22 protein-coding genes are annotated in these 23972 nt (G+C 54.0%); 18 read left to right on the top strand and 4 right to left on the bottom strand.

The genetic code is table 11. From position 1 onward, the window contains the following. Positions 1 to 52 precede the first annotated feature (52 nt). The 16 genes from CP97_RS14130 to CP97_RS14055 all read left to right on the top strand — a co-directional run bounded on the left by CP97_RS14130 (position 53) and on the right by CP97_RS14055 (position 18329). Positions 53 to 379, top strand: coding sequence for a non-heme iron oxygenase ferredoxin subunit (locus CP97_RS14130; protein WP_048886478.1), 327 nt, complete (start codon positions 53 to 55; stop codon positions 377 to 379). Further along, complete coding sequence (locus CP97_RS14125; protein ID WP_048886477.1) at positions 379 to 867, top strand: aromatic-ring-hydroxylating dioxygenase subunit beta; 489 nt, start codon at positions 379 to 381, stop codon at positions 865 to 867. Before CP97_RS14130 ends, CP97_RS14125 begins: the two co-directional genes overlap by 1 nt. Before the next feature lie 21 nt (positions 868 to 888). Next, the gene (locus tag CP97_RS14120; RefSeq protein ID WP_082863840.1) at positions 889 to 2154 is read left to right on the top strand and encodes an aromatic ring-hydroxylating dioxygenase subunit alpha; all 1266 of its coding nucleotides are present in this window, start codon (positions 889 to 891) and stop codon (positions 2152 to 2154) included. Continuing rightward, positions 2151 to 2744, top strand: coding sequence for a 2-hydroxychromene-2-carboxylate isomerase (locus CP97_RS14115; RefSeq protein WP_048886476.1), 594 nt, complete (start codon positions 2151 to 2153; stop codon positions 2742 to 2744). Before CP97_RS14120 ends, CP97_RS14115 begins: the two co-directional genes overlap by 4 nt. 84 nt (positions 2745 to 2828) lie before the next feature. After that, positions 2829 to 5000: a TonB-dependent receptor gene (locus CP97_RS14110; protein ID WP_169807769.1), complete on the top strand. Its 2172-nt coding sequence runs from the start codon at positions 2829 to 2831 to the stop codon at positions 4998 to 5000. Positions 5001 to 5028: 28 nt separating this feature from the next. Beyond that, positions 5029 to 7512 (top strand): TonB-dependent receptor, encoded by a 2484-nt coding sequence (locus CP97_RS14105; RefSeq protein WP_082863839.1) that lies wholly within the window; start codon positions 5029 to 5031, stop codon positions 7510 to 7512. 120 nt (positions 7513 to 7632) lie between these two features. Further along, a complete protein-coding gene (locus CP97_RS14100) occupies positions 7633 to 9090 on the top strand; it encodes an NAD-dependent succinate-semialdehyde dehydrogenase (RefSeq protein WP_048887044.1) in 1458 nt (485 codons plus the stop codon). A gap of 153 nt (positions 9091 to 9243) precedes the next feature. After that, entirely contained in the window at positions 9244 to 9858 is a 615-nt protein-coding gene (locus tag CP97_RS14095) for a UbiX family flavin prenyltransferase (RefSeq protein ID WP_048886473.1), read from the top strand. 1 nt (position 9859) lies between these two features. After that, positions 9860 to 10429 carry a hypothetical protein gene (locus CP97_RS14090; protein WP_048886472.1) on the top strand — a complete coding sequence of 190 codons (570 nt, stop codon included), beginning with the start codon at positions 9860 to 9862 and terminating at the stop codon, positions 10427 to 10429. Further along, positions 10426 to 11979: an FAD-binding oxidoreductase gene (locus CP97_RS14085; protein ID WP_048886471.1), complete on the top strand. Its 1554-nt coding sequence runs from the start codon at positions 10426 to 10428 to the stop codon at positions 11977 to 11979. The genes CP97_RS14090 and CP97_RS14085 overlap by 4 nt, the downstream gene beginning before the upstream one ends. A gap of 48 nt (positions 11980 to 12027) precedes the next feature. Beyond that, complete coding sequence (locus CP97_RS14080; protein WP_048886470.1) at positions 12028 to 13473, top strand: aldehyde dehydrogenase family protein; 1446 nt, start codon at positions 12028 to 12030, stop codon at positions 13471 to 13473. Positions 13474 to 13495: 22 nt separating this feature from the next. Further along, positions 13496 to 14950, top strand: coding sequence for a non-oxidative hydroxyarylic acid decarboxylases subunit C (locus CP97_RS14075; RefSeq protein ID WP_048887043.1), 1455 nt, complete (start codon positions 13496 to 13498; stop codon positions 14948 to 14950). After that, on the top strand, positions 14947 to 15171 hold the full coding sequence (locus CP97_RS14070; protein ID WP_048886469.1) for a non-oxidative hydroxyarylic acid decarboxylases subunit D: 225 nt from the start codon (positions 14947 to 14949) through the stop codon (positions 15169 to 15171). The genes CP97_RS14075 and CP97_RS14070 overlap by 4 nt, the downstream gene beginning before the upstream one ends. A 14-nt stretch (positions 15172 to 15185) precedes the next feature. Beyond that, positions 15186 to 16652, top strand: a complete 1467-nt coding sequence (locus tag CP97_RS14065) for an FAD-binding oxidoreductase (RefSeq protein ID WP_048886468.1) — start codon at positions 15186 to 15188, stop codon at positions 16650 to 16652. A 24-nt stretch (positions 16653 to 16676) separates the two neighbouring features. Further along, entirely contained in the window at positions 16677 to 17030 is a 354-nt protein-coding gene (locus CP97_RS14060) for a c-type cytochrome (protein WP_227819615.1), read from the top strand. Between the two features lie 132 nt (positions 17031 to 17162). Then, the gene (locus CP97_RS14055; RefSeq protein ID WP_236780929.1) at positions 17163 to 18329 is read left to right on the top strand and encodes an MFS transporter; all 1167 of its coding nucleotides are present in this window, start codon (positions 17163 to 17165) and stop codon (positions 18327 to 18329) included. A 30-nt stretch (positions 18330 to 18359) separates the two neighbouring features. On the opposite strand, the gene CP97_RS14050 is transcribed toward CP97_RS14055, so the two are convergent. Both CP97_RS14050 and CP97_RS14045 read right to left on the bottom strand, forming a co-directional pair. Then, positions 18360 to 18872, bottom strand: coding sequence for a TIGR02444 family protein (locus CP97_RS14050; RefSeq protein ID WP_063612456.1), 513 nt, complete (start codon positions 18870 to 18872; stop codon positions 18360 to 18362). Positions 18873 to 19008: 136 nt separating this feature from the next. Beyond that, on the bottom strand, positions 19009 to 19869 hold the full coding sequence (locus CP97_RS14045) for an alpha/beta fold hydrolase (RefSeq protein WP_048886464.1): 861 nt from the start codon (positions 19867 to 19869) through the stop codon (positions 19009 to 19011). Positions 19870 to 20000: 131 nt separating this feature from the next. Here CP97_RS14045 and hpaH point away from each other — a divergent pair, with 131 nt between their 5' ends. Beyond that, a complete protein-coding gene (gene hpaH, locus CP97_RS14040) occupies positions 20001 to 20816 on the top strand; it encodes a 2-oxo-hept-4-ene-1,7-dioate hydratase (protein WP_048886463.1) in 816 nt (271 codons plus the stop codon). A 4-nt stretch (positions 20817 to 20820) separates the two neighbouring features. Beyond that, positions 20821 to 21609 carry an HpcH/HpaI aldolase family protein gene (locus tag CP97_RS14035; RefSeq protein WP_048886462.1) on the top strand — a complete coding sequence of 263 codons (789 nt, stop codon included), beginning with the start codon at positions 20821 to 20823 and terminating at the stop codon, positions 21607 to 21609. 164 nt (positions 21610 to 21773) lie between these two features. On the opposite strand, the gene CP97_RS14030 is transcribed toward CP97_RS14035, so the two are convergent. Then, positions 21774 to 23009, bottom strand: coding sequence for a multidrug effflux MFS transporter (locus tag CP97_RS14030; RefSeq protein ID WP_227819614.1), 1236 nt, complete (start codon positions 23007 to 23009; stop codon positions 21774 to 21776). Continuing rightward, the gene (locus CP97_RS14025) at positions 23006 to 23941 is read right to left on the bottom strand and encodes an IclR family transcriptional regulator (RefSeq protein WP_063612455.1); all 936 of its coding nucleotides are present in this window, start codon (positions 23939 to 23941) and stop codon (positions 23006 to 23008) included. The genes CP97_RS14030 and CP97_RS14025 overlap by 4 nt, the downstream gene beginning before the upstream one ends. Positions 23942 to 23972: the final 31 nt, after the last annotated feature.

Raw genomic sequence — 23972 nt, 5'->3', positions numbered from 1 at the left:
GCAAATTTTGCCGAGCCCAATTCCCTAAAAATATGGAGTCCAAGGAGTCCAAATGTCAGATAAGTTGCGCCTATGTGAAGTCTCGGACGTCAAGGAAGGCGAGCCGATACAAGTTCTTCTCAAACAAATGCCTGCACTCGCGGTTTATAAAGTAGATGAAGAAATATTTGTAACCGATAACTTGTGTACGCACGGCAATGCAATGCTGTCTGACGGGTATCAAGAAGGTGATGTAATCGAATGCCCCTTTCATGGGGGCTCCTTCGAAATCAAAACCGGTGCGGCAAAGGCATTCCCTTGTCAGATACCAATCAAGACTTACCCGGTCATCATTGAGGATAATTGGGTTTGCATCGAAGAACCGGAGCAGGTGAGCTGATGTCCCTTCCCAGTATTGAGAAAATACAACAACATCATATTGCAGTACAACTCAATGCATACTGCGCTGAACTCATAGATGATGATCGTCTTGAGGAATGGCCCGACTTGTTCGAGGAAAGATGTAAATACTCGGTTATTTCCGCCGAAAATCATAATCGCGGTATGTCTCTATCTGCGGTGTTTTGTGATAGTCGCGGCATGTTAGTTGATCGTATAGTATCTTTGCGCAAAGCTAATATCTTTCCTGAACACAGTTATCGCCACATATTGGGTCCAACTCGCATCGTTAATGCAGACGACTCAGTGTTAAAGTCGCAGACCAACTATGTGGTTCTTATGACCCGCAAAGATGGGCGGACAACAATATATAATTCGGGAAAGTATATTGATGAAATTGTCTTGACTGGAGGCAGTCCGCGTTTTCGATCGAAAACAGCAATTTTTGATACGCACCTCATCGACACGATGATGGTTCGCCCGATCTAGGCATCATTAGGAGCCCAAAAGATGAGCACTACTGGATTGAAAGCCGAAGAACAGAAGGCTGGTACTGATGCATCGGCGTGCCGGGTTCCTTACCGGGTGTTCACTGACCCGCGCTATTATCAGGCTGAGCAGGATAAGATCTTTAAGGGCGAATGCTGGTCCTTTGTAGGACTGGATGCGGAAATCCCGGAACCTGGCGATTTCAAATCAACTTTCGTTGGTGAAACCCCTGTAATCGTGATGCGCGATACAGACGGTACAATAAATGTTGTCGTCAACCGATGCGCGCATCGAGGCGCGCTTGTGTGTCGCGAGGCACGTGGCAATCGCGCTAATCTTGAATGCGTGTATCACCAGTGGGCCTATGATCTGAAGGGTAACCTGATCGGTGTTCCTTTCCGTCGGGGGCTTAAAGGGCAGGGCGGCATGCCCGGTGATTTCGACATGTCCCAGCATGGCCTCCAGAAACTGAAGGCAGAATCTGTAAGCGGACTGATCTTCGCGACGTTTTCTTCTACAGTTGAATCCTGTCGCGATTTCCTCGGTCCGATCGTCGTCGAGCATATTGAACGGATAATGTGCAAGCCGATCAAGATTCTCGGCGACCAGCGTCAGGTTATTCACGGAAATTGGAAGCTCTACGCTGAAAATACGCGTGATCCCTATCACGCGAGCCTTCTGCATTTGTTTCACAACACTTTCGGCCTTTACCGTTCGACCCAGACCGGGAAGTCCGTGATGGACGAAAAGAAGCGCCATTCGCTGCTTTATTCAATTGCTGCCAGCAATGATGATGCTGCGGACAAGGAAGCCTATGGGGATTCTCGTACATTCGACACCGGATTCAGTCTGCAGGACATGTCGCTCCTGAAAGGACGCCAGGAATTCGATGATGGCATAACCTTGGTCATCCTGGCTGTCTTTCCGAACCTTGTTCTTCAACAAATTCAGAACACCCTCGCAGTTCGCCAATCGGTTACATACGGACCTGACGAATTCGAGCTCGTCTGGACCCACTTCGGTTACGAAGATGATGATGAGGAAATGCAGGCCATTCGGCTTAAGCAGGCAAATCTCATCGGTCCGTCCGGGCTCATTTCCATGGAGGACGGTGAAGCCGTCGAGATCGTCCAGAACGCAGTTGTCGGCGAGAATGAGGACGCTTCTTACATCGCCATGGGCGGGGGCGAAGCCAAGGATACGGACCATCTGGTTACCGAAGGCACGATCATCGGTTTCTGGGATAACTATCGTGAGATGGTCGGATACGATCTGGAAAATCAATGACCCGTACTATTGATTTCTATTTCGACTTCATCAGTCCCTTTAGCTACCTCGCGCAGCTGAAGCTTCCAGAGATTGCCCGGCGCAATAATTGCGAAGTGAACTATTGGCCGATGGATATTCCGGAAGCGAAAATCGCAGCGGGAAATTATGGCCCATCCAACCGTGAGGTTGTTCCGAAGATCAAGGTGATGATGGCGGATCTGGAACGATGGGCAAAGCACTACGAAGTGCCCCTGTCTTTTCCTGAAAGCTTCGATTGCGGCGACTGGAACTGCGCTGTTCTATTTGCCCGTGATGAAGGGAAGGCGGAGGCGTTCGTAACAGATGCCTATCGACGCATCTGGGGCGAGGGGATTGATCCACGCGATCGTAAAGAGCTGCGTGCATGCGCCGAAACTGCGGGCCTTGATCCAGACAAGCTGGTTGATTTTGTCGATTCTACGATCGGGCAGAATGAATATCGGAAGGCGAGAGCACAGGCCATTCAGCGCGGTGTTTTCGGTGCCCCCCTGATGTTTGTGAATGACCAAATCTTCTGGGGCAATGATCGACTGGATTTCTTGGAGGAATACTTGCGCAGTCGACAATAAACATAAGTCGATGGAGGCGATCCAATAATAATAACGGGATCGAATGGGAGAGCGAAAATGAGAAACACTACATACGGTGTCGCTATGGCGAGCACCATTCTAATGTCAGCGTCTGGGTTGGTTTCTTTTTCTGCGATGGCTCAGGAAACCGAGGCAGCTTCGGAGCAATCTTCCGAGAGTGTTGAAGAAGAGGCGCAGGAAACCAGTGTAGGCATAGGTGACATTATCGTCACCGCCACCAGACGCGCAGAAAACCTGCAAGACGTACCTGTAGCCGTCACCGCCGTGACTGGAGATACATTGGCCTCGGCAGATGTCTCTACTATCAGAACACTGACGCAGGTCGTGCCGGGTTTTGTAGGAAGTCGCAACATGGGCGTCTTTCAGCCGGTGGTCCGCGGTGTAGGTTCAACCGGCATTTCTATTGGCGACGAGCCCAATATTGCGACCTATATCGATGGTGTATACCAACCCGAATCCGCAGCGAACTGGATCGATCTCGTTGAGGTTGAACGCGTGGAAGTATTACGCGGCCCTCAAGGCATTACATTCGGCCGTAATGCCACCGGCGGATTGATCAACGTCATTACACCCGATCCGAGCTTCAGCTTTCGAGGCAGAGGCGCTTTCAGGATTGGACGCATGCGCAATGACGCAAATGATTATGACGCCAGGATTTATCTGACGGGACCAATCACCGATACAGTCGCGGCCGATTTTGCGGGCCTCTACCGTAAAAATGAAGGTTATATTGAGGATCTCGTAAGAGGCGGTGGTCTGGGTGACCAGCAGGTGATCGACGTTCGCAGCAAGCTGATGTACGAACCGAGTAGTCGCTTTAAAGTTGTGGTTACCGGTGAGTATTTCGACCAGGACAGTACGACAAATTCACCTCAGCCGATCGATGACAACACAGCGGGACGCCGTTTCCCGGGCGTTATCTTGCCCACAGGCCCTTGGCAGGCCTCACTTACTGACGTCCCCGACCTCAACCTGAAGCGTTGGAACATTGCATTGCACACCAGCTTGGATCTGGGTTCCGTAGTTCTTGATACAACAGGCGGCTGGATGAACCTTCGCTGGTTCCAAAACACCGATTCAGATGCAACTAATATTGAGTTGGGGAATTTCCCCGCGACATTTAACGTAGAATCCGGCAGTCAGGAAATAAAGCTAAGTTCTTCAAATTCGAGTCCGTTCCAATGGCTCGTCGGCGGTTATTTCTATCAATTTGGTGGCAATTCATATGTCGCCCCATTCACCGCACCGAGCCCTGACGAACCACTCAGGGGGCCAATTCTGGAACCGGAGCTGGAAGGCCGCTCATTCGCTGGGTTTGCTGAGGGCGTCTATGAAATTCAGCCGGGTTTGTTCTTTACTCTCGGCGGACGTTACACAACCGAGACTCGTAACTTTTCACAGCGTCTGTTTGGCAACCTCGTTGTTGATGATGCTGAAGAGACGTTCAATAAGTTCGATTATAAAGTTGGCGTACGTTATGAACTCGCTCCGCGAACCAGCGCCTACGCAACTTATGGAACTGCGTTCAAGAGCGGCGTATTCAACATGGCTGCGCTAAGCGACGAAGCGGTGGATCCCGAGACTATCGATGCGGCGGAATTCGGCATCAAGTCAGATCCATTCCCCTGGCTCCGCGCAAACCTTGCTGTTTACCACTATGATTACAAAGGATTGCAGCTCCAGTCGAAGGATAGCCTGGGTTCAAGTTACATTCTCCAAAACGCCGCAAACGCGAAGATCTATGGTGGTGAGTTCGAAGCTTTTGTTCGCCCCACTGATGATCTGAATTTACGCGCGGCTGTGGCCTATACGCACGCTCGTTATGAGGATTTCACCAACGCACAAGGTTTCTTCCCACGGGATGATGGCGGCAATTCGGTGGAAACCTTCGATGCCTCGGACAACACGATGACGCGGGCCCCAGAGTGGTCCGGTAGTTTTGGTGCGCAATGGGGTAGCGACGTCGGCGGTGGTCGAATGACTGTGTCGGGTAATCTTTCTTGGAGTTCGCGGGTCTATTATGATTTTGCGAACATTTTTTCCCAGCCATCTTATGCACTTATATCCGGATCAATTTACTGGTCTCCGGATCATGAGCGCTTCAAGATCGGGTTGTGGGGTACCAATCTAACTAATGAAAGTGTTCTTCAGACTATCCGTCCCGGCGCCTTGGGTACAGATGGATTTTATGAACAGCCACGAAAGATAGGGTTAAGTATAGAAACACGGTTCTAAAACGTGTAAACACTTTGGGAGAAGTATAGTGTTTAATCCAAAAAAAGACAAATGTTCACGCATATCATTGTTACTTACTACTGCAGCTTTGGGTCTTGTTTCAACTCCAGCTTGGGCGCAGGATCCAACCGATGAGGTTCCGGATGCTGCGGCGGAAGAGGATAGCAGTTCCGGACTAGGGGTAATTCTCGTCACGGCGCGTAAGCGGTCGGAGAATCTGCAGCAAACGCCAATCGCGATTACTGCCATGACTGGCGAAATGCTTGAAGAAAAGCAAATCGCCAATGTATCTGATGTCGCAAGGTTCGCGCCTAATGTGAACATCTCACCGGTTGCCAATCTTTCGGGATCCAGTGCTTCGATTACAGCGTTCATCCGAGGGGTCGGCCAGACCGATTTCAACATTACGGTTGATCCTGGCGTCGGTGTCTATGTTGATGGCGTATATGTCGCCCGCTCGGTCGGAGCCTTGCTCGACATGGCTGATGTGGAGAGCATTCAGGTCCTTCGAGGCCCACAGGGAACGCTTTTCGGCAAGAATACGATCGGTGGCGCGATCGTGGTCAATTCGGTTGAACCGCAACATAATTTCGACCTCAAGCTTGAGGCGACCACCGGCCGTTTCAACCGGGCTGATATCAGAGGCATGATCAATGTGCCGTTGAGCGATACGCTGGCCATCCGGGCGGTTGCATCCTACGAAACCCGCGACGGGTATCAAAAACGACTGTTCGATGGGGAATACCAGGGCGACAAGGATAGTTTCGGTGGCCGTCTGGCGTTGCGATGGGAGCCCACTCCTGAATTCACCGTCAATCTATCTGGCGATATCAATATTCGGCGAGAAGGCGTGACGCCCTCTTCCCTGATAAATCTGTTCGATTCGCCTGACCTGCTTCAGATTGTGGAGATCAACGATAGGGTCGTAGCCTTCCCAAGTGCCACCTATGCCTGGAACAAGCTGCGCGGTGGGGCCGGATTCTGCGGCGCAGATGGAGAATTGGCACCGGTCGATGATCCGCGCTGCGCAACCACCCAGTGGATAACCGACGATATCGATGAGACGTGGTCTAACGGGACAAACCAGTCAGATTTCGATCTATGGGGTGTCAATATGACGCTCGATTATGACTTCGGTGATGTTAGCCTCAAGTCCATTTCTGCGTATCGTGACCAGAAATCGGAAATCTTCTGGGACTTCGACCTAACGCCACATCCTTATCTTCAGTCTACGAACGATATCGACCTGTGGCAGGCATCGCAGGAACTGCAGTTGACTGGCAGCTTGTTCGACGACCGTCTACAGTTTGCCGTGGGTGCATATTACCTGAAAGAAAAAGGGCAGGATTTCAACGAGCTGCTTTTCGGGTTTGCTGACTTCATCAGTGGCGGCAAGATCGACAATGATAGCTATGCCGGATACTTCCAATTCACCTATGAAGTGACCGATCGGTTCTCAGTTACTCCCGGCATCCGCTACACCGAAGAAACCAAGCGGTTTGACCCGTCCTTCCAGACGATCTTCAATGACTACACTGCGGGCCTCCCCCTGCCGTATCCCGATGGCGTCTTCATCGCTTTCAGCCAGTGCATCGTGGGGCAACCGGAGCCGATTTTGATCACGGATCCGACCAATCCGCTGTTCGGCTTCCCGCCGCCAGGTGGATGTGTTCCTACTGACGTCAATCCGGGTGGCAATCATAACCTCCCAGCCGTTGAAGTGTCGACGGAGGCAAAGGAATGGACCCCCGCGCTTACCCTTGATTATGAGGTCAGCAATGATGTTCTGGTCTATGCCTCCTACTCAAAGGGATTTAAGAACGGTGGCTTCACGCAGCGTGTTTTCCCGGGCGAAGTCGTAGCGCCAGAGTTCACGCCGGAGTTTGTCGAATCCTATGAAGTCGGCGCAAAGACCGAGCTCTTCAACAGCAATGTCCGCCTCAACATGGCGGCATTTCAGTCGGATTACAGCGACATTCAGGTCGTTGTGAACGAAGGTATCGCTCCGAAGGCACGAAATGCGGGTACTGGCCGGATCAGGGGTTTTGAAGTCGAGGGCGACGTCGCTCCATCTGATTGGCTGCGCCTCACATTTGGCGTTGGCTATCTTGATGCTTTCTACCGGTCGATTGATCCCAATGCCTTCCCTATCACTGTTGACTCCGAGTTCGCATTCGTTCCCGAATGGACGGCGTCAGCAGCCTTCAATGCGGACATCTATGATGGAAGCAAGGGCAGGCTAGCCGCACGAGGTGACTGGTCTTATCAGAGCGGCACCTACAAAGATGCCATCAACAGCCCTGAACTCTATCAGCCTGGTTTCAGCGTGTTCGGTGCAAGCTTGGCCTACACTGAACCGAGTGAGCACTTTGTTGTGACGGCCGGCGTCACCAACCTCACCGATGAGCGATACATTCTTGGTGGATTTGTGGATCGCTTCGTGGCTGGTACGGCTTTGGCCAACTATTCCCGCCCGCGGGAATGGTTCTTGAGGCTTGCATATAAGTACTAAATGCTATTGGCACCGGGGCGGCGCATTCAGCTTGCCGCCCCGGCAGCCATCTTTCAAAGCTCCGGGTGAACATCCGGGAATACGTTGCCCGACCAAAAGTTGGTCGGAGAAGAGGGCTTTTTGACCGTTACCACATCGCTTCGGCCAAATTTTCTTAACGGTGCACCGCTCATCGATGGCGAAGCTGCCAGGGCGAAGGAGACCTTTGAGGTCATCAATCCTGCCACTGACGAAGTTATTGCGAATATCCCTTTTCTTGGTGCTGCTGAGGCTGAGGCTTCTGTTGCCAGCAATTTACGCGCCTATACCGATTGGCGCGCAACATCGGCTCATGAGAGAGCCAATATTCTTCGTAATTGGTTTGCCCTGATCACCGACGCGCGCGAAGATCTGGCAAAGATCATGACTGCCGAGCAAGGCAAGCCGCTAGGAGAGGCGCGGGGTGAGGTCGATTATGCCGCCAGCTTCGTGCAGTGGTTTGCAGAGGAAGCGCGTCGCGCATACGGGGAAATCATCCCCAGTCATCAAGATCGCCGCATCCTTGTCATCAGGCAACCTGTCGGTGTCGTCGGCGCGATCACTCCATGGAATTTCCCCGCAGCGATGATCACTCGCAAGGTGGCACCCGCCTTGGCTGCCGGGTGCACCATCACACTCAAGCCGTCCGAATTGACGCCACTTACTGCCTTTGCTCTCGCGCAACTTGCACTGGAGGCTGGCGTCCCTGCCGGCGTATTCAATGTCATTGCGGGGGACGCTCCGGCAATAGGTTCGGTACTTACCGGCCATCCGGACGTAGCCAAATTCACTTTCACTGGATCCACCGCAGTCGGGAAAACCCTGACGGGCCAATGCGCCTCCACGCTGAAGCGCGTATCGATGGAGCTTGGCGGAAATGCGCCACTCATCGTTTTTGACGATGCAGATCTCGATCAGGCGGTTGAAGGGGCCATCACATCCAAATTCCGCAACACCGGCCAGACCTGCGTCTGCGCCAATCGGATTCTGGTGCAAAGCGGCATGCACGATCGCTTTGTGGAGGCCTTGGCCGCGAAGATCAGCAACTTCCGTGTCGGCAATGGTCTTGAAGGCGTTACAGAACAGGGGCCACTTATAACGTCAGCTGCCTATGACAAAGTCGACGGGCACGTTCGCGACGCAGTCGAGCACGGGGCAAAGATCATCACCGGCGGTGAACGCCATGAGGCGGGACCGTTATTTTACCAGCCGACTGTTCTTACAGGCGCCAATGATGCGATGCGCCTTGCCGAGGAAGAAACCTTTGGCCCAGTCGCCCCTATATTCAAATTCAAAACCGAGACCGAAGCTCTGTCTCTTGCCAATTCGACCCGGACCGGCCTTGCCGCCTATGCATTTACGCAGGATGTTGATCGTTTCTGGCGCGTTGCCGAAAGTCTCGAAACTGGAATGGTTGGCTTGAACAGCGGTCTGGTTTCTACTGAGACAGCACCCTTTGGTGGGATCAAGGAATCCGGATTGGGACGCGAAGGATCGCATCACGGGCTCGACGAATTTCTCGAGATGAAGTCCATCCATGTCGGATTAAGAACTGTATAGGAAAGACGCACCGCTTCGATTAAGCACATAATTGCTAATTGCGAAGAGGTCTGTAGATAAATAGATAGAGGCAGGAGAGGGTCTTTAAGTGAACTATTTTCGTCGATCAATATTTTCAGCACCCATCGCACTTTCATTGCAAAATCTTTCGCAATGAAGCGACTTGTCGTGGCAATGACCGGCGCGACCGGGGCGGTCTATGGGTTGCGCTTGCTTGAAATTCTGAGGGAGATGGCCACTCACGAAGTCCATTTGGTGATGAGTCAGGCTGCCCTACTGAATATCCGCGAAGAATTGCCCGACGGAAAGCAGGAGCTGGAAGCTCTTGCCGACGTGGTTCACAATGTGCGCAATGTGGGGGCAAGCATCGCCAGCGGTTCCTTTATCTGCGGGGGGATGATCATTGCTCCATGTTCGATGCGCACTCTTGCCGCCGTTGCGCATGGCCAATCGGATAATCTGATTTCTCGCGCCGCTGATGTCATGCTCAAAGAGCGTCGTCGCCTGGTCATGATGACGCGTGAGACCCCACTAAATCTCGCTCACCTACGAAATATGGTAGCCTGCACAGAGATGGGGGCGGTGATTTCTCCCCCCGTACCTGCGTTCTATTTAAGGCCGGAGTCGATCGGTGACATCGTTGATCATAATTGCATTCGTGTGCTCGATCTCTTCGGTATTCACTCCCAGCCTGAAAATCGTTGGGAAGGTCTGAGCAAGGAAGCCGCCAGCTTGGACAAGACATCTGCGCAATCAGAGGGGAAATAATGTGACCTGGGAAGTAAGTCGTCGCGCGGCGATGTTTGGCAGCGCAGCAGGATTAGTTGGCGCAGGGATAACCATCCGCAGCACATCTGTGAAGGCGCGCACACCGAAGCTTGTCATTATTGAGGAAAGCTCAATCCCGGAAAGTCGGCAGTTTTGTGAAGCGCTGATGGAAGGTGATCATCACGCAGAAATCGTGCGGATCGATCGCTCCCTCAATGGCCTGCTCGATCAACTTTCCGACAGCTCTGCGTGCTTTGTCGGCCTCACCTCCGATCCGGCGGCCATGATCGCCAGCCAGCTTTTGCTGGAGCGCGGAGGTCAGCCCCATCTGGAAGGAAAACACCACTATACCCAGGGTCGCTGGATGCATCAGACAAATGGAACGTCGAGTCTTCTTGAGCGTGCAAGCAATGGTTGGCCGACCGCGCTTGCCTATCACATTCGCGATCTGATGGATGGAAGCATCAACGATCATACGGCGGAGTGCCGCTCAGGCGCTTGCAATTTAGCAGCTAGCAGCCCGGGTGCGCTAGTATCGTGGGCAATCCAAGTGGAAGATCACCTGTCATGAGTAACCGTTTACCCCAAGGAATCGATGCGCAAACCTTTCAAGCGGCGCTCGAAGAGCTTGGCGCAATTGTTGGCAGAGATTGGGTCTTTGTCGACGAACTGCCGCTTTCGACCTATCGCGACGCCTACTCTCCGCTTGCTGATGGAGAACTGTTACCTTCAGCTGCTATCGCGCCCGCGAATGTTGACGAAATTCAGCGTGCGCTAAGGGTTTTCAATTCCTATAAACTACCGATCTGGACGTTCGGAAATGGCCGCAACTTTGCATATGGCGGCCCCGCTCCGCGTCAATCCGGCTACGTAATGTTCGACCTCAAGCGGATGAACCGTATTCTCGAAGTTAACGAGAAATATGGCTATGCTCTCGTCGAACCAGGCGTGACATATTACCAGCTGGATCGATATCTGCGCCAGACGGGCAGCAAGCTCTGGATCGATCCAGCTGCACCAGGGTGGGGCGGTGTGATGGGCAACGCGCTGGAACACGGCGCGGGCTATACGCCCTATGGCGACCATTTCGTCATGCAATGCGGCATGGAAGTGGTTCTGGCCGACGGGGAGATCGTGCGGACAGGGCAGGGTGCGATTGAAGGGTCGCAGCACTGGCAGGCAACCAAACATGCTGCTGGCCCGCACTATGATGGTATGTTCACCCAGTCGAACTTCGGTGTGGTGACGAAGATGGGTATGTGGTTGATGCCAGAGCCCCCGGGCTACAAACCATTCATGATCACTTATCAGCGAGAGGAAGACCTCGCTGCGATTTTCGATGCTGTGCGCCCGTTGAAGGTCAACCAGGTGATCCCGAATGCTGCAGTGGCAGTGGATCTCTTGTGGGAAGTTTCAGCAAAGACGACACGTCGCCATTATTTCGATGGCAAAGGCCCTCTTCCGGATTCGATCCGTGCGAAGATTGCTGCCGACCACGATCTCGGGGCGTGGAATTTCTATGCGGCCATGTATGGTCCGCCGCCAATCATCGAGAACAATTTCAAACTTGTTCAAGATGCGCTGTTGAGCATTCCCGGAGCGAAATTGTATCTTGATCGACAGAACGATCCGGCCTGGGATTACCGTGTGCGTTTGATGCGCGGCGAACCGAATATGACCGAATTCAGCATAATGAACTGGATCGGCGGCGGTGGTCACATCAATTTCTCACCGATCTCTGCACCGGACGGAAACGAAGCGCTCCTCCAATACAATATGATCAAGGAGCGCTGCCACGATTTTGGCTTCGACTATATCGGCGAATTCCTGGTGGGGTGGCGCGATATGCATCATATTCTGATGATCATGTATGATCGGGCGGACGAGAAGATGCGCAAAGACGCCTATGATCTGTTCGGCAGGCTGGTCGACGAAGCAGCGGATGCCGGGTTTGGTGAATACCGCACTCATCTGGCTTTCATGGACCAGATCGCCGGGACTTATAAATATAATGACGGCGCGCTGTGGGATCTTCATCACCGATTGAAGGATGTTCTCGATCCGAACGGTATCTTATCGCCCGGTAAGCAGGGGATTTGGCCGCAATCGATGCGAAGCTGAGCGTCGCCGGACAATAATATTTTTGAAAATCATCAAGGGTTACAGCAGATGAAAAATCTCGAACACTGGATTGGGGGGGCAGCGATCAGTTCCTCCACCGAGAATTACTTCGATGATCTCAACCCAATTGACGACAGTGTCTTTTCGCGGGTTCCCGCAGGCACTGCAGAAGACGTCGATCGCGCGGTTGAGGCGGCGCATCAGGCGTTTCTCACCCATAGGGACACTCCTGCTGCGGTGCGCGAGGAGTGGCTGACGAAGGCCGCGGCGATCATGGAACGCGATGTCGCGATTTTCGCCGATATTCTCGTGGATGAAATCGGCTCGCCAATCGCTAAGGCCGGTTTCGAAACGCGTTTTGCGGTCGGCTTCCTGCGAGCAGCCGCTGGTGTGCCGCGCCGGGTTCGCGGCGAAACCATCCCCTCTGACACACCCGGTCGCTTCAGCATGAGCCTGCGCCAACCTGTGGGCGTTGTGGCTGGGATTACGCCGTTCAATGTGCCGCTGATCAAAGGTATCAAGCAATCAGCGATGGCGATTGCGACGGGCAATGCGTTTGTCCTACTGCCATCCGAGGCCTCTCCAATGGTCGCTGCTCAGCTTGCAAAGCTGTGGAAGGAGGCAGGCGTTCCTGATGGGCTGTTCAATGTCGTCTATGGCAATGGAGCAGACATTGGCGACGATTTGACTGGCCATCCGAAGGTGTCCGCCATCACTTTCACCGGCTCTTCTCGGGTTGGGAAACACATTGCGGAAATCGCGGCGCGCAGATTGAAGAAATATACGCTGGAACTCGGCGGCAAGAGCCCGCTGATCGTGAGCGCCGATGCCGATATCGACCAAGCAGTGAATGCCGCGCTTTTCAGCATCTTTATGTATCAGGGCCAAGTCTGCATGGGCGCATCGCGCATTTATGTGGAGCGACCAATTTTTGACAAGTTCGCAAAGGCTTTTTCTGCTGCGACGAAAAACGCCAAAATTGGCGATCTTCGCGAACCGACAACCATGCTGGGGCCCATCATTTCTGAACGCCAACGCGAGCGCGTGCGCCGACATATTGATGACGCACGCGCCAAAGGCGCAGATGTGCTTGCCGGTGGTGAATGGACCGGCAATTGCTGTTCGGCCACGGTGTTGCAGGGTGTCACGGATGACATGACGGTCTTTGCCGAAGAGACCTTCGGTCCGGTTACATCGCTTTATCCTTTCGACTCACTCGATGAAGTGATCGAACTGGCAAACGATACGGAATACGGGTTGAGCGCATCAATCTTCACTCGTGACATCGATAAGGCGCTTCGTTTCGCGCAGAGGGCCGAAGCCGGCATGGTCCACATCAATGCTCCGACATTGTACGATGAGCCCCATGTGCCCTTTGGCGGCATCAAGGCGTCGGGTTTTGGTCGGGAAGGAACCGAGGCTGATCTGGAAATCATGACCGAGTGGAAATGGGTAACAATCCAGTCAGCTGATGGCGGCGCTGGCGGTCATTGATCGAACTGCGGAGAAACAAGCTATGAGCAAGCATTCAAACCGAGCGCAGTCGATTTCATCACTGCGCGATTTCCTCGAACTACTGGAGGATGAAGGCCAGGCCATAAACTGGAATGAACGGGTGTTACCAGAACCCGGCGTCCGGAACATAGCTGTCGCTGCATCACGAGATGCAAACGGCGCGCCCGCAATCCTGTTCAACAATATCGCCGGCTATCCAGGCAAAAGACTTGCCGTGGGGGTCCATGGTTCATGGAACAATATAGCCTTACTGCTTGGCCGGGAAAAAGGGACGACGATCAGGGAACTGTTTTTCGAAATCGCCGGACGTTGGGGTGATTCCGAGGCTCAGATCAGCCACGTGCCGGAGGATCAGGCGCTTGTTCATGAATGTCGGATTGAGGAAGATATCAACCTCTACGATATCCTGCCTGTCTATCGCATAAATGAATATGATGGCGGCTTTTACATAGGCAAGGCTTCTGTCGCATCGCGTGATCCGCTTGATCCAGACGATTTTGGCAAACAGAATGTCGGTATCTATCGCCTGCAGATTCAAGGGCCGGACAGCTTTTCGCTGATGACGATCCCTTCTCATGACATGGGTCGCCAAATCCTTGCTGCAGAGCGCGAAGGCGTGCCGCTGAAGATCGCGGTCATGCTGGGCAATCATCCTGGCCTTGCGGTCTTTGCCGCGACACCCATCAATTACGAGGAATCGGAATACTCCTATGCCTCAGCCATGATGGGTGCGCCAATCCGGTTGACCAAATCGGGCAATGATATCGACATTCTGGCTGACAGCGAAATCGTAATCGAGGCAGAACTGCAGCTGGGTGAACGGGTGTTGGAAGGCCCCTTCGGAGAGTTTCCCGGTTCTTATAGCGGTGTTCGCAAGGCGCCAATTTTCAAGGTCACGGCGGTTTCCCACCGTCGCGATCCGATTTTCGAGAACATCTATATCGGTCGCGGCTGGACGGAGCATGATACGCTTATCGGTCTGCACACCTCTGCGCCCATTTACGCGCAGCTGCGCCAGAGCTTTCCGGAGGTCACCGCAGTCAATGCTCTGTATCAGCACGGACTTACCGGCATCATCTCCGTCAAGAATCGCATGGCGGGTTTTGCCAAAACGGTGGCAATGCGCGCCTTGAGCACGCCGCACGGGCTGATGTATCTGAAGAACCTCATCATGGTGGATGCAGACGTTGATCCATTCGATCTTAATCAGGTCATGTGGGCTCTTTCTACTCGCACCCGTGCTGACGATATTATTGTCCTCCCCAATATGCCCGCTGTTCCGATTGATCCTTCGGCCGTGGTTCCCGGCAAAGGACACCGCCTGATAATCGATGCTACCAGCTATCTTCCCCCAGATCCCGTGGGCGAAGCTCATCTCGTCACCCCACCGGTGGGAGATGAAATTGACGAGTTGAGTAAAATCATCCGAGCGATGCAGGAAGGAGCCTTGCAATGAGCGGTATAATCTGCGGACGATGTCAGAGCCAAGGTGCCGTCATCGACTATGAAGGCAAAGAGGACGGCCAGACCGTATGGACGATCCTGCGCTGCACCACCTGCAATTTTTCATGGCGTGACAGCGAACCAGCAAAGGTGATCGATCCCGAAGCGCGATCAACCGATTTCGCGGTCGATGCCAAAAATCTAGAACGCTATCCCAAGATCCTCCAGCAATAGGTCCGGCAAGAACCATGATAGATCAAACTCGCCAGGCGGCCGCTCTTACCGCCATCGAAACGGCGCTGGGAAGCGCTGCAGTAGATACAAATCCGCAATCGCTTGCGCGATATGCAATTCCGGGCGCTCAGCCATCGGGGATAGTTCTGCCTGCGGATGAAGGCCAACTGGCCAAGGTGCTGGAAGCGGCAACCGGGGCAGGCGGTACTGTGCAATCAGTTTGCAACGGAGCCAATGGCCACGAAAGGGTCTCTGAAGATGGTGTGATCGTCATTGATCTTCAGCGGATGAACAAGGTGCTGGAAGTTAATGGAGAGCTTGCCACCTGTCTGGTGGAGCCAGGCGTTACCTTCCGGGAGCTTGACGCCCACATCAAGGACAATAATCTGAACCTGTGGGTGGACTATGCCGGCTCTCCTGATGAGAGTGTCGCGGGTTCCTTCATCAAGCGCCGCCCAGGATTCACGCCCTATTCGGACCATTTCCTGATGCAATGCGGGCTGGAAGTCATGCTTGCTGATGGCAAGGTGGTGCGGACAGGAATGGGCGCAATGCCCAAGAGTACTTGTTGGCAGTTGTTCAAATTTGGTTACGGCCCCTGGGTCGATGGGCTGTTCAGCCAGTCTGATTTCGGTGTTGTGACCAAGGTGGGTATGTGGATGATGCCGCAACCCCCAGCCCATAAGACATTCATGGTTTCCGTACCGAATGAAGACGACATTGCGCCGCTCTACGATGTGTTGGGTCCGCTCAAGCTGAACATGGCGGTTGCTAATGGTGTGGCGGTCAGCAATGCACTGCATGAAGCAGCCTTGCTGGGTAAACGGAGACGTGATTTTGATGGTCGCGGGCCGATGAAGACCAGCGCCATCAAAGCGGCAGGCGAAGATCTGGGCATCGGACATTGGAACCTTTATGGCGCGCTTTATGGCCTGCCAGAAAATGTCTCAATCCTCTGGGATATGGTGCGCGATGCCTTTTCTTCCATACCGGGCGCAAGGGTTTCAGATCAACGCGGTGGGGTGAATCCCGACTTATGGAACTGGCGCATGGGGACAATGACCGGGCAGGTCGCCGATGCCTCTGGCCGCCTTTCGGACTGGAGCGGCAACCAGGCATTTGCGGTCAATCCCGTTACCCCCGTTGGTGGCGAAGAGATAGCTCAGCTGAACGAAATGTCGCGGGGTATATGCGCCGATAACGGTTTCGATTTCCTGAGCCAGGGAACCGCCATCTGGCGCTCGGTCGATCACCGTCAAATCCTGCCTTTCAATTCGGCCAATAGCGATTCAGCGGCCAGGGCCAAAAGCTGCGCAGAAGCGTTGATCGCGGCTCAAGCTGAAAACGGATTTGGCCAGGTTGCAACTGACCCCGGATTGGGCGGTGTCGTATCCGGCACGCTAGAAAAGGGCGGACATTCAACGCTGCATGAGAGGGTCAAGTCAGCCCTTGATCCAAATTCCCTTTTTGCCTCGGTCTGAGGTGGAGAAATCATGAAAAAGCTAATGACCCTTGCAGTTCTCATATCACTGGGCGCCTGCAGTGACCGGGATGACGAAGTTACTGTTCCAGAGCCCGACGGTGCAGAGCATTACGCTCTATACTGTGCTGGGTGCCATAATCCTGGCCCCGGACATGGCGGAACAATGCTCCTTGCCGAAAAGGGGGCTCCTGTACCCTCGCTGATCGGACGAGAGGATTTGCAGTACGATTATCTGCATGCAGTTGTCCGTAACGGTCTGATAGAGATGCCTCCCTTCCGCCCGACCGAGCTGTCGGACGAGGAGATTGAGGAAATCTACGAACATATTATGTCGCAGGAACTCCCTGCCAACGCAGGTAATCCAGCTTCCAGTTAAACCTGTTACGACAGAAAGCTTGGGCGCGTGGCCTGAGCGGAGATTATCATGTCAACTTTCGTTGATATCCAGTCCGACAGTCGAGGAAGTCCAGCTTTTTGGCGGGTGCTCTTTCTTTGCATGGTCGTAGCAATGCTTGACGGGTACGATACTCAGGTTATCGCTCTGGTTGCGCCGGTGCTGGGCCCAGAATGGAACCTTGATAGCAGTGCCTTCGGACCGGTTTTCGCCGCAGGCTTGTTCGGCCTAATGCTGGGGAGCATCGCCTTTGGTGGCGTAGCTGATCGTTACGGGCGCAAGCCTGTGATCTGCGCCGCATGCCTTGCCTTTGGGCTGTTGGCTCTGCTCACCCCATTATCGTCCTCACCGCTGGAACTCGCCGCCTTTCGCTTTTTCACCGGCATTGGTCTGGGTGCAGCAATTCCTAATCTCATGACCCTTACAGCCGAGCACGCACCAGGAAAGCGTCGCGCTTTGGCTGCCGGCGCCATGTTCTGCGGCTTTCCCCTCGGGGCTCTGCTGGGGGGGCTGGCGGCGCCCGGGCTGATTGCAATTGGCGGCTGGCAAGGATTGTTCATTCTAGGGGGAGTGCTGCCAATAATCATGGTGCTTCCGCTTCTCTTGTTTCTTGCCGAATCGCCCGAATGGCGAGGAAGAACCGAGAAGGCGGACCGGGAGATAATCCGTCTTCGCAGTCTTTTTGGCGGTACGCTCGCGATTGTTACACCGCTCTTGTGGCTGGCATTCATTGCCAATCTTCTTGTAATGTATTTCCTCATCAACTGGCTGCCTATCCTTTTCGCTGCCGACGGGGCGGATCTGGGCAGGTCCACGATGACCAGTGTGCTGCTCAATCTTGGAGGGATCGGTGGTTGCCTGGGGGTGACACCCTTGGTTGATCGTTTTGGCGCACTCAAAGTCATGCCGCTGATCTTCGGGGCTACTGCGCTGGCGATCCTGGCGATAGGAGTAATTCCCGCAGGCTCGAGTATAATGATCATTGCCATTCTGATGGCTGGGTTCGGCACGATGGGTGCACAGATGGGGTGCAACGCATTCGCGATGTTCATCTATCCCGCTGCCTGGCGCGCAAGCGGATTGGGTTGGGCGCTGAGCATTGGCAGGATAGGATCAGTAGCGGGCCCGCTTCTGGGTGGGCTCTTGTTGGCCTTGCACTTTGAACCGTCCGAATTGTTCCTCGTCATCGGGCCAATCGCCATGGTGCCGGGATTGCTATTCATCGCCATAAAGAGGATCGCATTGCGGCAGAAGCAGAGAACCAATGCTTTTAGCGCATAGCTCTCGCAAGTCTCGATCGTATTGTGCCGATCAGAACAAGACCTTGGCTATCAGATCGTTCAGTTCCACCTCTGATCTTTCAGAGGCCTCCATCACCTCCCGATAATTTTGAAGGCTTGATCGCGCGGCAGTTTCGGTTGTCAAGGCGCGATGCAGCCGGTCTGTGGTCAGGCCTGCGACCAAACAGGACTGCGAGACGCGTTCTGCCTGCAACTCTGCCACTTTCAGCGCTTGGTAAGCCGAGGCTTCAAGCTTTGCGGAGATTGCGCCCTGCTCCCAGTCCTTAAACCAACGGCGAATCCTTCGCAGTGGCCGAACAAGGCGATCATTCGCATCGCCGGCCCCTAGCGCCAGTGCTTGAATGTCTTTCGCTTCAAGCGCGCTCCTGCGGCTCTCTGCCATCCAAAAGCACAAGAGCAGGATGTTCACATCAAAACCAAAACTGTCCTGCAGCGTAATACAGGAAGTTGCCACGCCTGGGCGTGCGTAAACCCTGAGTGAATACTGCCAGAATTCCTCGGCGCTGGGTTTGCTATCTTCTATGTTGCTTTCCTCTGCCGCTAGGCCAGAAATGAGAAAGGCTGACGTCTTGCAATTGCAAACGCCAGCCTCCCCTTATTCGAAGGGCATGTTCTGTTGCCTTAAGCAGGCTTGCCCAGTTTTGCCCGAAGCGGCCCTATCAGAATGAGCGCGCGCCAAAGTGGATTTCCATCATCGGCCGCATCACATCCCAACGTTCCAGCTGCGACCAGTGGCCTGAACGATCAAGCACATACAGCTCTGCATGCTTGAGGTGCTTGATTAGAAACAGGCTGGTGTCGAGCGGAACGACACGGTCCTGCCGACCGTGAAAAATCAGCACCTCATGGGGCATCTTGCCAAGGAGCTCAGGCGGCATGTTGAGCGATTCAATGCCATTTTTCATCGAATCGATCATCTTGACCGCTGTTTTCATGATCTCAGGATCGGTGGCGATCTTGTAACGATCCTTGACGATCTGCTCCATGCCTTCAAACTTATCAGCGTCATGCGCAAAACTGTGCATTACCTGGCGGTATCGCGAATAACGTGGATCTGAATAGAAGGACAATAACCGGATCAGTTCAGGTGTGCGCGGCCCCGGAGCGCCGATCGAACCCATCAAGACGACCTTGTCGATCGTATCAGGTTCCTCGCTCATCATCTGTAGTGTAAGCGCGCCCCCCATGGAATTGCCGACGACATGCGCTTTTTTAACCTGAAGTTCTTCAAGCAGGCCAAAACACTGGTCGACGCGCGTGCCAATCCAGCCCATGACGCTGTCAGGCCATGGTTCGGGGATTTCCGATTGACCAAAGCCAATCAAATCAGGAGCGATAACGAAGAAATTCTCCGCGAGGTCCGGCATGAGATGATACCAGTTTGATGCTGCGTGCGCGCCTGGACCGGCACCGTGCAGCAACAATATGGCTGGGTTGGACGGATCGCCAGCCAGCAGCGTATGTGAGGTCAAGCCGCGGCCTGTGATTTTTTCCTCTTTGATAATGCTATTCTTGCTCAAGGCATCCTCGCTTTTTTTCTATTGTTGTCGATAAACCGGTCCAACACCATAAGATTATTGCAACCGATAATATATCGTTTGATATGATACAATGCATTTAGCAGATAAAATGGGACACTGAAAGGCGAGCGATGAGTGTAAGGCAGATAGACGAGGCAATGGTCAGTCAGCTCGCGCAGGAGCTCGATCACGCAGAAAGGACGCGCGAGCGCATTCGCCCGTTCACGGCCCGCTTTGCGGACATGACTATTGAGGATGCCTATCGCATCAATCAGGCGTGGGTCGACCTCAAGCTGGCTAATGGTCGATCTGTCTATGGTCACAAGATCGGCCTCACCTCGCGGGCGATGCAACAGTCTGCAGGGATTACGGAACCGGACTATGGTACGTTGCTAGACGATATGGTCTTCGAACAAGGCTCAGACGTTCCCATTGATCGCTTCATTACTCCCAAGGTGGAAGTCGAGCTTGCATTTGTTCTGGGCAAGCGGCTGGCAGGGGCCGGCACTACGATATTCGACGTCTTGAATGCGACTGAATACATCGTCCCCGCGATCGAGATAATCGATAGTCGGATTCATCCGCTCGATCCGCAAAGCGGATCTGCGCGCAGAGTGCAGGACACTATTAGTGACAATGCTGCCAATGCCGGCATTATCCTTGGCGGACTGCCGGTAAGGCCTGACAGCCTTGATCTACGCCGCGCGGGTGCCTTGCTCAGCAGGAATGGGGTGATCGAGGAAACGGGGCTAGCTGCCGGCGTGCTCAATCATCCTGCAAATGGCATCGCCTGGCTGGTCGAGCGCCTCGCTCCCTGGGGGCAGGCACTCGAAGTAGGCGAAATTGTACTCGGTGGATCGTTCACCAGACCCGTCGAAGGGTTCTCCGGTGACGTTTTCAGCGCCGACTTCGGCACGTTGGGCGCAATCAATTTCAGGTTCGAATAGATCAATGCAGACCCCTATCAACCACTTCAAGCGTAGGCTTTATGAACAGCAGGTCCAAATTGGTTTCTGGCTCGCTCTCGCCGATGCGAACATCGCCGAAATCTGTGCCAATCAGGGTTTTGACTGGCTTTTGATAGATGCAGAGCACGGGCCACAGACACTCTCTGGCATCGTCGGACAATTGCGGGCCATCGAATCGTCTCAATCCTGCTCCGCGCTTGTCCGCGCTCCGGGGCACGATCCGGTAGCTATCAAGCAGATACTCGATCTAGGGGCACAGACGATCATGGTGCCGATGGTCGAGACAGCGGAGCAGGCGCGGGCGATCGTAGCTGCGTCGCTTTACCCCCCTGCGGGAATTCGTAGTGTTGGAGGATCGCGCGCGGCCCGTTGGGGAGGGTATCCGGCCTATATCCAGGAATCTAACGCGCAGATTTGCATCATTGCGCAGATTGAAACCGGTCTTGCGATCGACAATCTTGAAGAGATTGCAGCGGTTGATGGCATTGATGCGCTATTCTTGGGCCCAGCTGACCTGGCGGCGACAGAAGGCCTGCTTGGCCCTGACCACTTCGATGATCTTTTTGTATTAACGGGCCAAACCCTCGCCCGCATTGTGGCGACCGGAAAGGCCGCCGGCATATTATCGCGGGACGAACGCCTGGTTCAGCAATATCTCGACGGGGGTGCGCGCCTTATTGCAAACGGCATTGACAGTTTTTCCCTCGCAAGGGCTGTTGGCGACAATCTTCGGGATTGGCGGACACGTATTTCACAGCAAGCCGCGGATTGAACTTGCCACGACTGATCTGACAGGCGGGTTCTACAGAGCACTCTCGCGCGCGATTGATCATGCGCGGCGCTGATCCAGTTAGGTTACTCCGCATCGGATTGTTAGCTTGGAGGGTTCCCGTCTCCAGCCCCCTCCAAGCAACACCGTGCGCTATATTCAAGAACCTAAGTCCGTGCGAAGCGACGGAATAGGCGACCGCGCTCACTGAAGAGCACAAGCACAAATGTGAGCAGACCGACTGCCAAAAGGGAATAAGCCAGAGGGAGTGAAGTCCCGTCGTAAACCTGACCTATGAGCGCGCCGAGTCCTGCCCCTACAACCAGCCGGAAGAAGGTGTGTACCGATGAGGCCGCACCTGCGAACTTGCCGAATGGCTGTAAGGCAATTGCAGTGAAATTGATGAAGATGGTGATCAGCAAACACATATTTGCGGACATGAGCAAAACGAATTCAATCAAGGTCTCATCATGCCACCAGGCAAAGTAAACCTGGAGCAAGGAAACAATCACGTAGAGAATCATCGCGGTATGTCCAACACGTCTGGTGCCGAACCGCTCGACGATTGCCGAATTGACCAGACTGGCGACCATCATCGAGCCTGCCATCAGCCCGAATATTATCGGAAAGGCCTTACCCGCGCCGAAGCTCTCTCCAATCAATTGTTGAGAACTGGTGATAAATCCGAAATGTGCGCCAAATACTAACGCCATACCCAAAATGTAACCGATCGCGTCTCGATTGCCGAGAACCAAGCGAATGTTGTTGACCAGATCTTTGCTGCTGCGGTTTATCCGGTTGGCAGGCGACAAGGTCTCTCCCATCCGCAGATGGTACCAGATCATCATGATCAGCGTCAGAGCCCCGATCACCACAAAGATTGCGCGCCAACCGGCCAGTTCCAGAATCGCGAAACCCAGGCTGGGTGCCAAAGTCGGCACGGCGATAAATACCGTCGCGACGAAGGCCTGCAATTTGGCCATATCATCGCCCTGATAGCGATCCCGGATAATCGCCAGCGGTAATACGGTCAGAGCGCAAGATGCCATGCCGAGCAACGCGCGAGCCGCCAACAACACCACAAAATCAGTCACCAATGCGCAAAGTAAATTGATCACGGCGAAAGCGCCCATGCTGAAAAGCAGCACAGGCTTTCTGCCAAAGCGATCCGAAAGGGTGCCCGGTACAAGCGAAAACAGACCTGAGCTAATCAGGAATATCCCGATGATCCACTGTCTCTCGTTCGGTTGATCAGACCCAAGATCCGTCGCGATGTGACCAATTGCAGGAAGAAGCGTTGTGAAACCAAGCGACTGCAGGGCCTGAATCATGGCCATCAGGAAGACAAATTCGCGCCTGCCGATTGAACTGGAGCCTGTTGCTCCCAATAATGAAGAAGTCACTCTGATTGATCGCCGTCAGTTGCCTGTTGGTCCATTTCCTGGTGGTTCCCGCATAAGAATTTGCTGACGTCTACATCGCCGGGCCGGTTGAAGCCCGGCCAGCCGATCGCTTGACTTGCCTCAAGCGCCTGCCGCTTGATCCTGTCGATCACCTGAGTCGAAAAAAAGCTCTCGTTCTGGGATCGCGTTAGGACACTCATCGTCGCTAGCAAACGTTGATCGGGATCGAAAACCGGAACGCTGATTGCAGACAGACCCGGAACAACTCTGCCGCTAGTCTTGGCATATCCGCATTTGCGCGTTTCGGCGATCATCTGATCCAGTTCTTCGTCAGGCAAAACCAATCCGGCCTTCCGCTCGTTATCGAGTACTGCTTGTGTCTGCTCTCGCGAACAAAGTGCCATGAACAAATTCCCTGTGGATGATGTCTGCAGCGGTAAAACCGAACCGACACGTAAGGTGGTGGCTAAAGGAATTCCTCCGTCTTTCCAGCGGATCACGGTCGGACCGTAATTCCCCCAGACCGACAGCAGACCTGTAGTCTTCAGCTCCTTCAGAAGGATGGAAAGGTGCCTGCCGGCCACCTGAACCGGCTCCACGCGCGCCAGCGCAGCCATGCCGATCCGAACGGAGAATGCGCCGAGAGCGTATCGCCCGCTATCCGGATCCTGTTCGACAACGCCTGTGTTGACGAACGCCAGAAGATAGCGATGCGCCTGGCTGCGAGACAGGTTTGACTTCTCTGCCACGTCACGAAGAAAAGCACCGTCGGTGTCGCTGTTGACCAATGCCTCAAGGACGCGGGAGCCGATTTCGACCGACTTTATCGACTTGCGTCGCGTCCCGTCCGGAGCCGGCTGATCGACCGGTTCCGAACTGTCATCATTAGCGGTCGCAGTGGCGCCGCCAGCTTTTCTACCTGTACTGTTCATCTGGCTAAACCCCTCAGCCGTCCATCGGTCA

It is taken from the genome of Aurantiacibacter atlanticus (assembly GCF_001077815.2).
Classification (GTDB): Bacteria; Pseudomonadota; Alphaproteobacteria; order Sphingomonadales; family Sphingomonadaceae; genus Alteraurantiacibacter; species Alteraurantiacibacter atlanticus.
The sequence above is the reverse complement of the archived record's forward strand: the minus strand, read 5'-3'. Positions and strand labels throughout refer to the sequence as shown.

Excerpts from the sequence above, each read along its gene's own strand:
- CP97_RS14130 (WP_048886478.1), top strand. The coding sequence starts at position 53 with ATGTCAGATAAGTTGCGCCTATGTGAAGTCTCGGACGTCAAGGAAGGC.
- CP97_RS14125 (WP_048886477.1), top strand. The coding sequence starts at position 379 with ATGTCCCTTCCCAGTATTGAGAAAATACAACAACATCATATTGCAGTA.
- CP97_RS14120 (WP_082863840.1), top strand. The coding sequence starts at position 889 with ATGAGCACTACTGGATTGAAAGCCGAAGAACAGAAGGCTGGTACTGAT.
- CP97_RS14115 (WP_048886476.1), top strand. The coding sequence starts at position 2,151 with ATGACCCGTACTATTGATTTCTATTTCGACTTCATCAGTCCCTTTAGC.
- CP97_RS14110 (WP_169807769.1), top strand. The coding sequence starts at position 2,829 with ATGGCGAGCACCATTCTAATGTCAGCGTCTGGGTTGGTTTCTTTTTCT.
- CP97_RS14095 (WP_048886473.1), top strand. The coding sequence starts at position 9,244 with ATGAAGCGACTTGTCGTGGCAATGACCGGCGCGACCGGGGCGGTCTAT.
- CP97_RS14085 (WP_048886471.1), top strand. The coding sequence starts at position 10,426 with ATGAGTAACCGTTTACCCCAAGGAATCGATGCGCAAACCTTTCAAGCG.
- CP97_RS14080 (WP_048886470.1), top strand. The coding sequence starts at position 12,028 with ATGAAAAATCTCGAACACTGGATTGGGGGGGCAGCGATCAGTTCCTCC.
- CP97_RS14075 (WP_048887043.1), top strand. The coding sequence starts at position 13,496 with ATGAGCAAGCATTCAAACCGAGCGCAGTCGATTTCATCACTGCGCGAT.
- CP97_RS14070 (WP_048886469.1), top strand. The coding sequence starts at position 14,947 with ATGAGCGGTATAATCTGCGGACGATGTCAGAGCCAAGGTGCCGTCATC.
- CP97_RS14065 (WP_048886468.1), top strand. The coding sequence starts at position 15,186 with ATGATAGATCAAACTCGCCAGGCGGCCGCTCTTACCGCCATCGAAACG.
- CP97_RS14060 (WP_227819615.1), top strand. The coding sequence starts at position 16,677 with ATGACCCTTGCAGTTCTCATATCACTGGGCGCCTGCAGTGACCGGGAT.
- CP97_RS14055 (WP_236780929.1), top strand. The coding sequence starts at position 17,163 with ATGCTTGACGGGTACGATACTCAGGTTATCGCTCTGGTTGCGCCGGTG.
- hpaH (WP_048886463.1), top strand. The coding sequence starts at position 20,001 with ATGAGTGTAAGGCAGATAGACGAGGCAATGGTCAGTCAGCTCGCGCAG.
- CP97_RS14035 (WP_048886462.1), top strand. The coding sequence starts at position 20,821 with ATGCAGACCCCTATCAACCACTTCAAGCGTAGGCTTTATGAACAGCAG.
- CP97_RS14025 (WP_063612455.1), bottom strand. The coding sequence starts at position 23,941 with ATGAACAGTACAGGTAGAAAAGCTGGCGGCGCCACTGCGACCGCTAAT.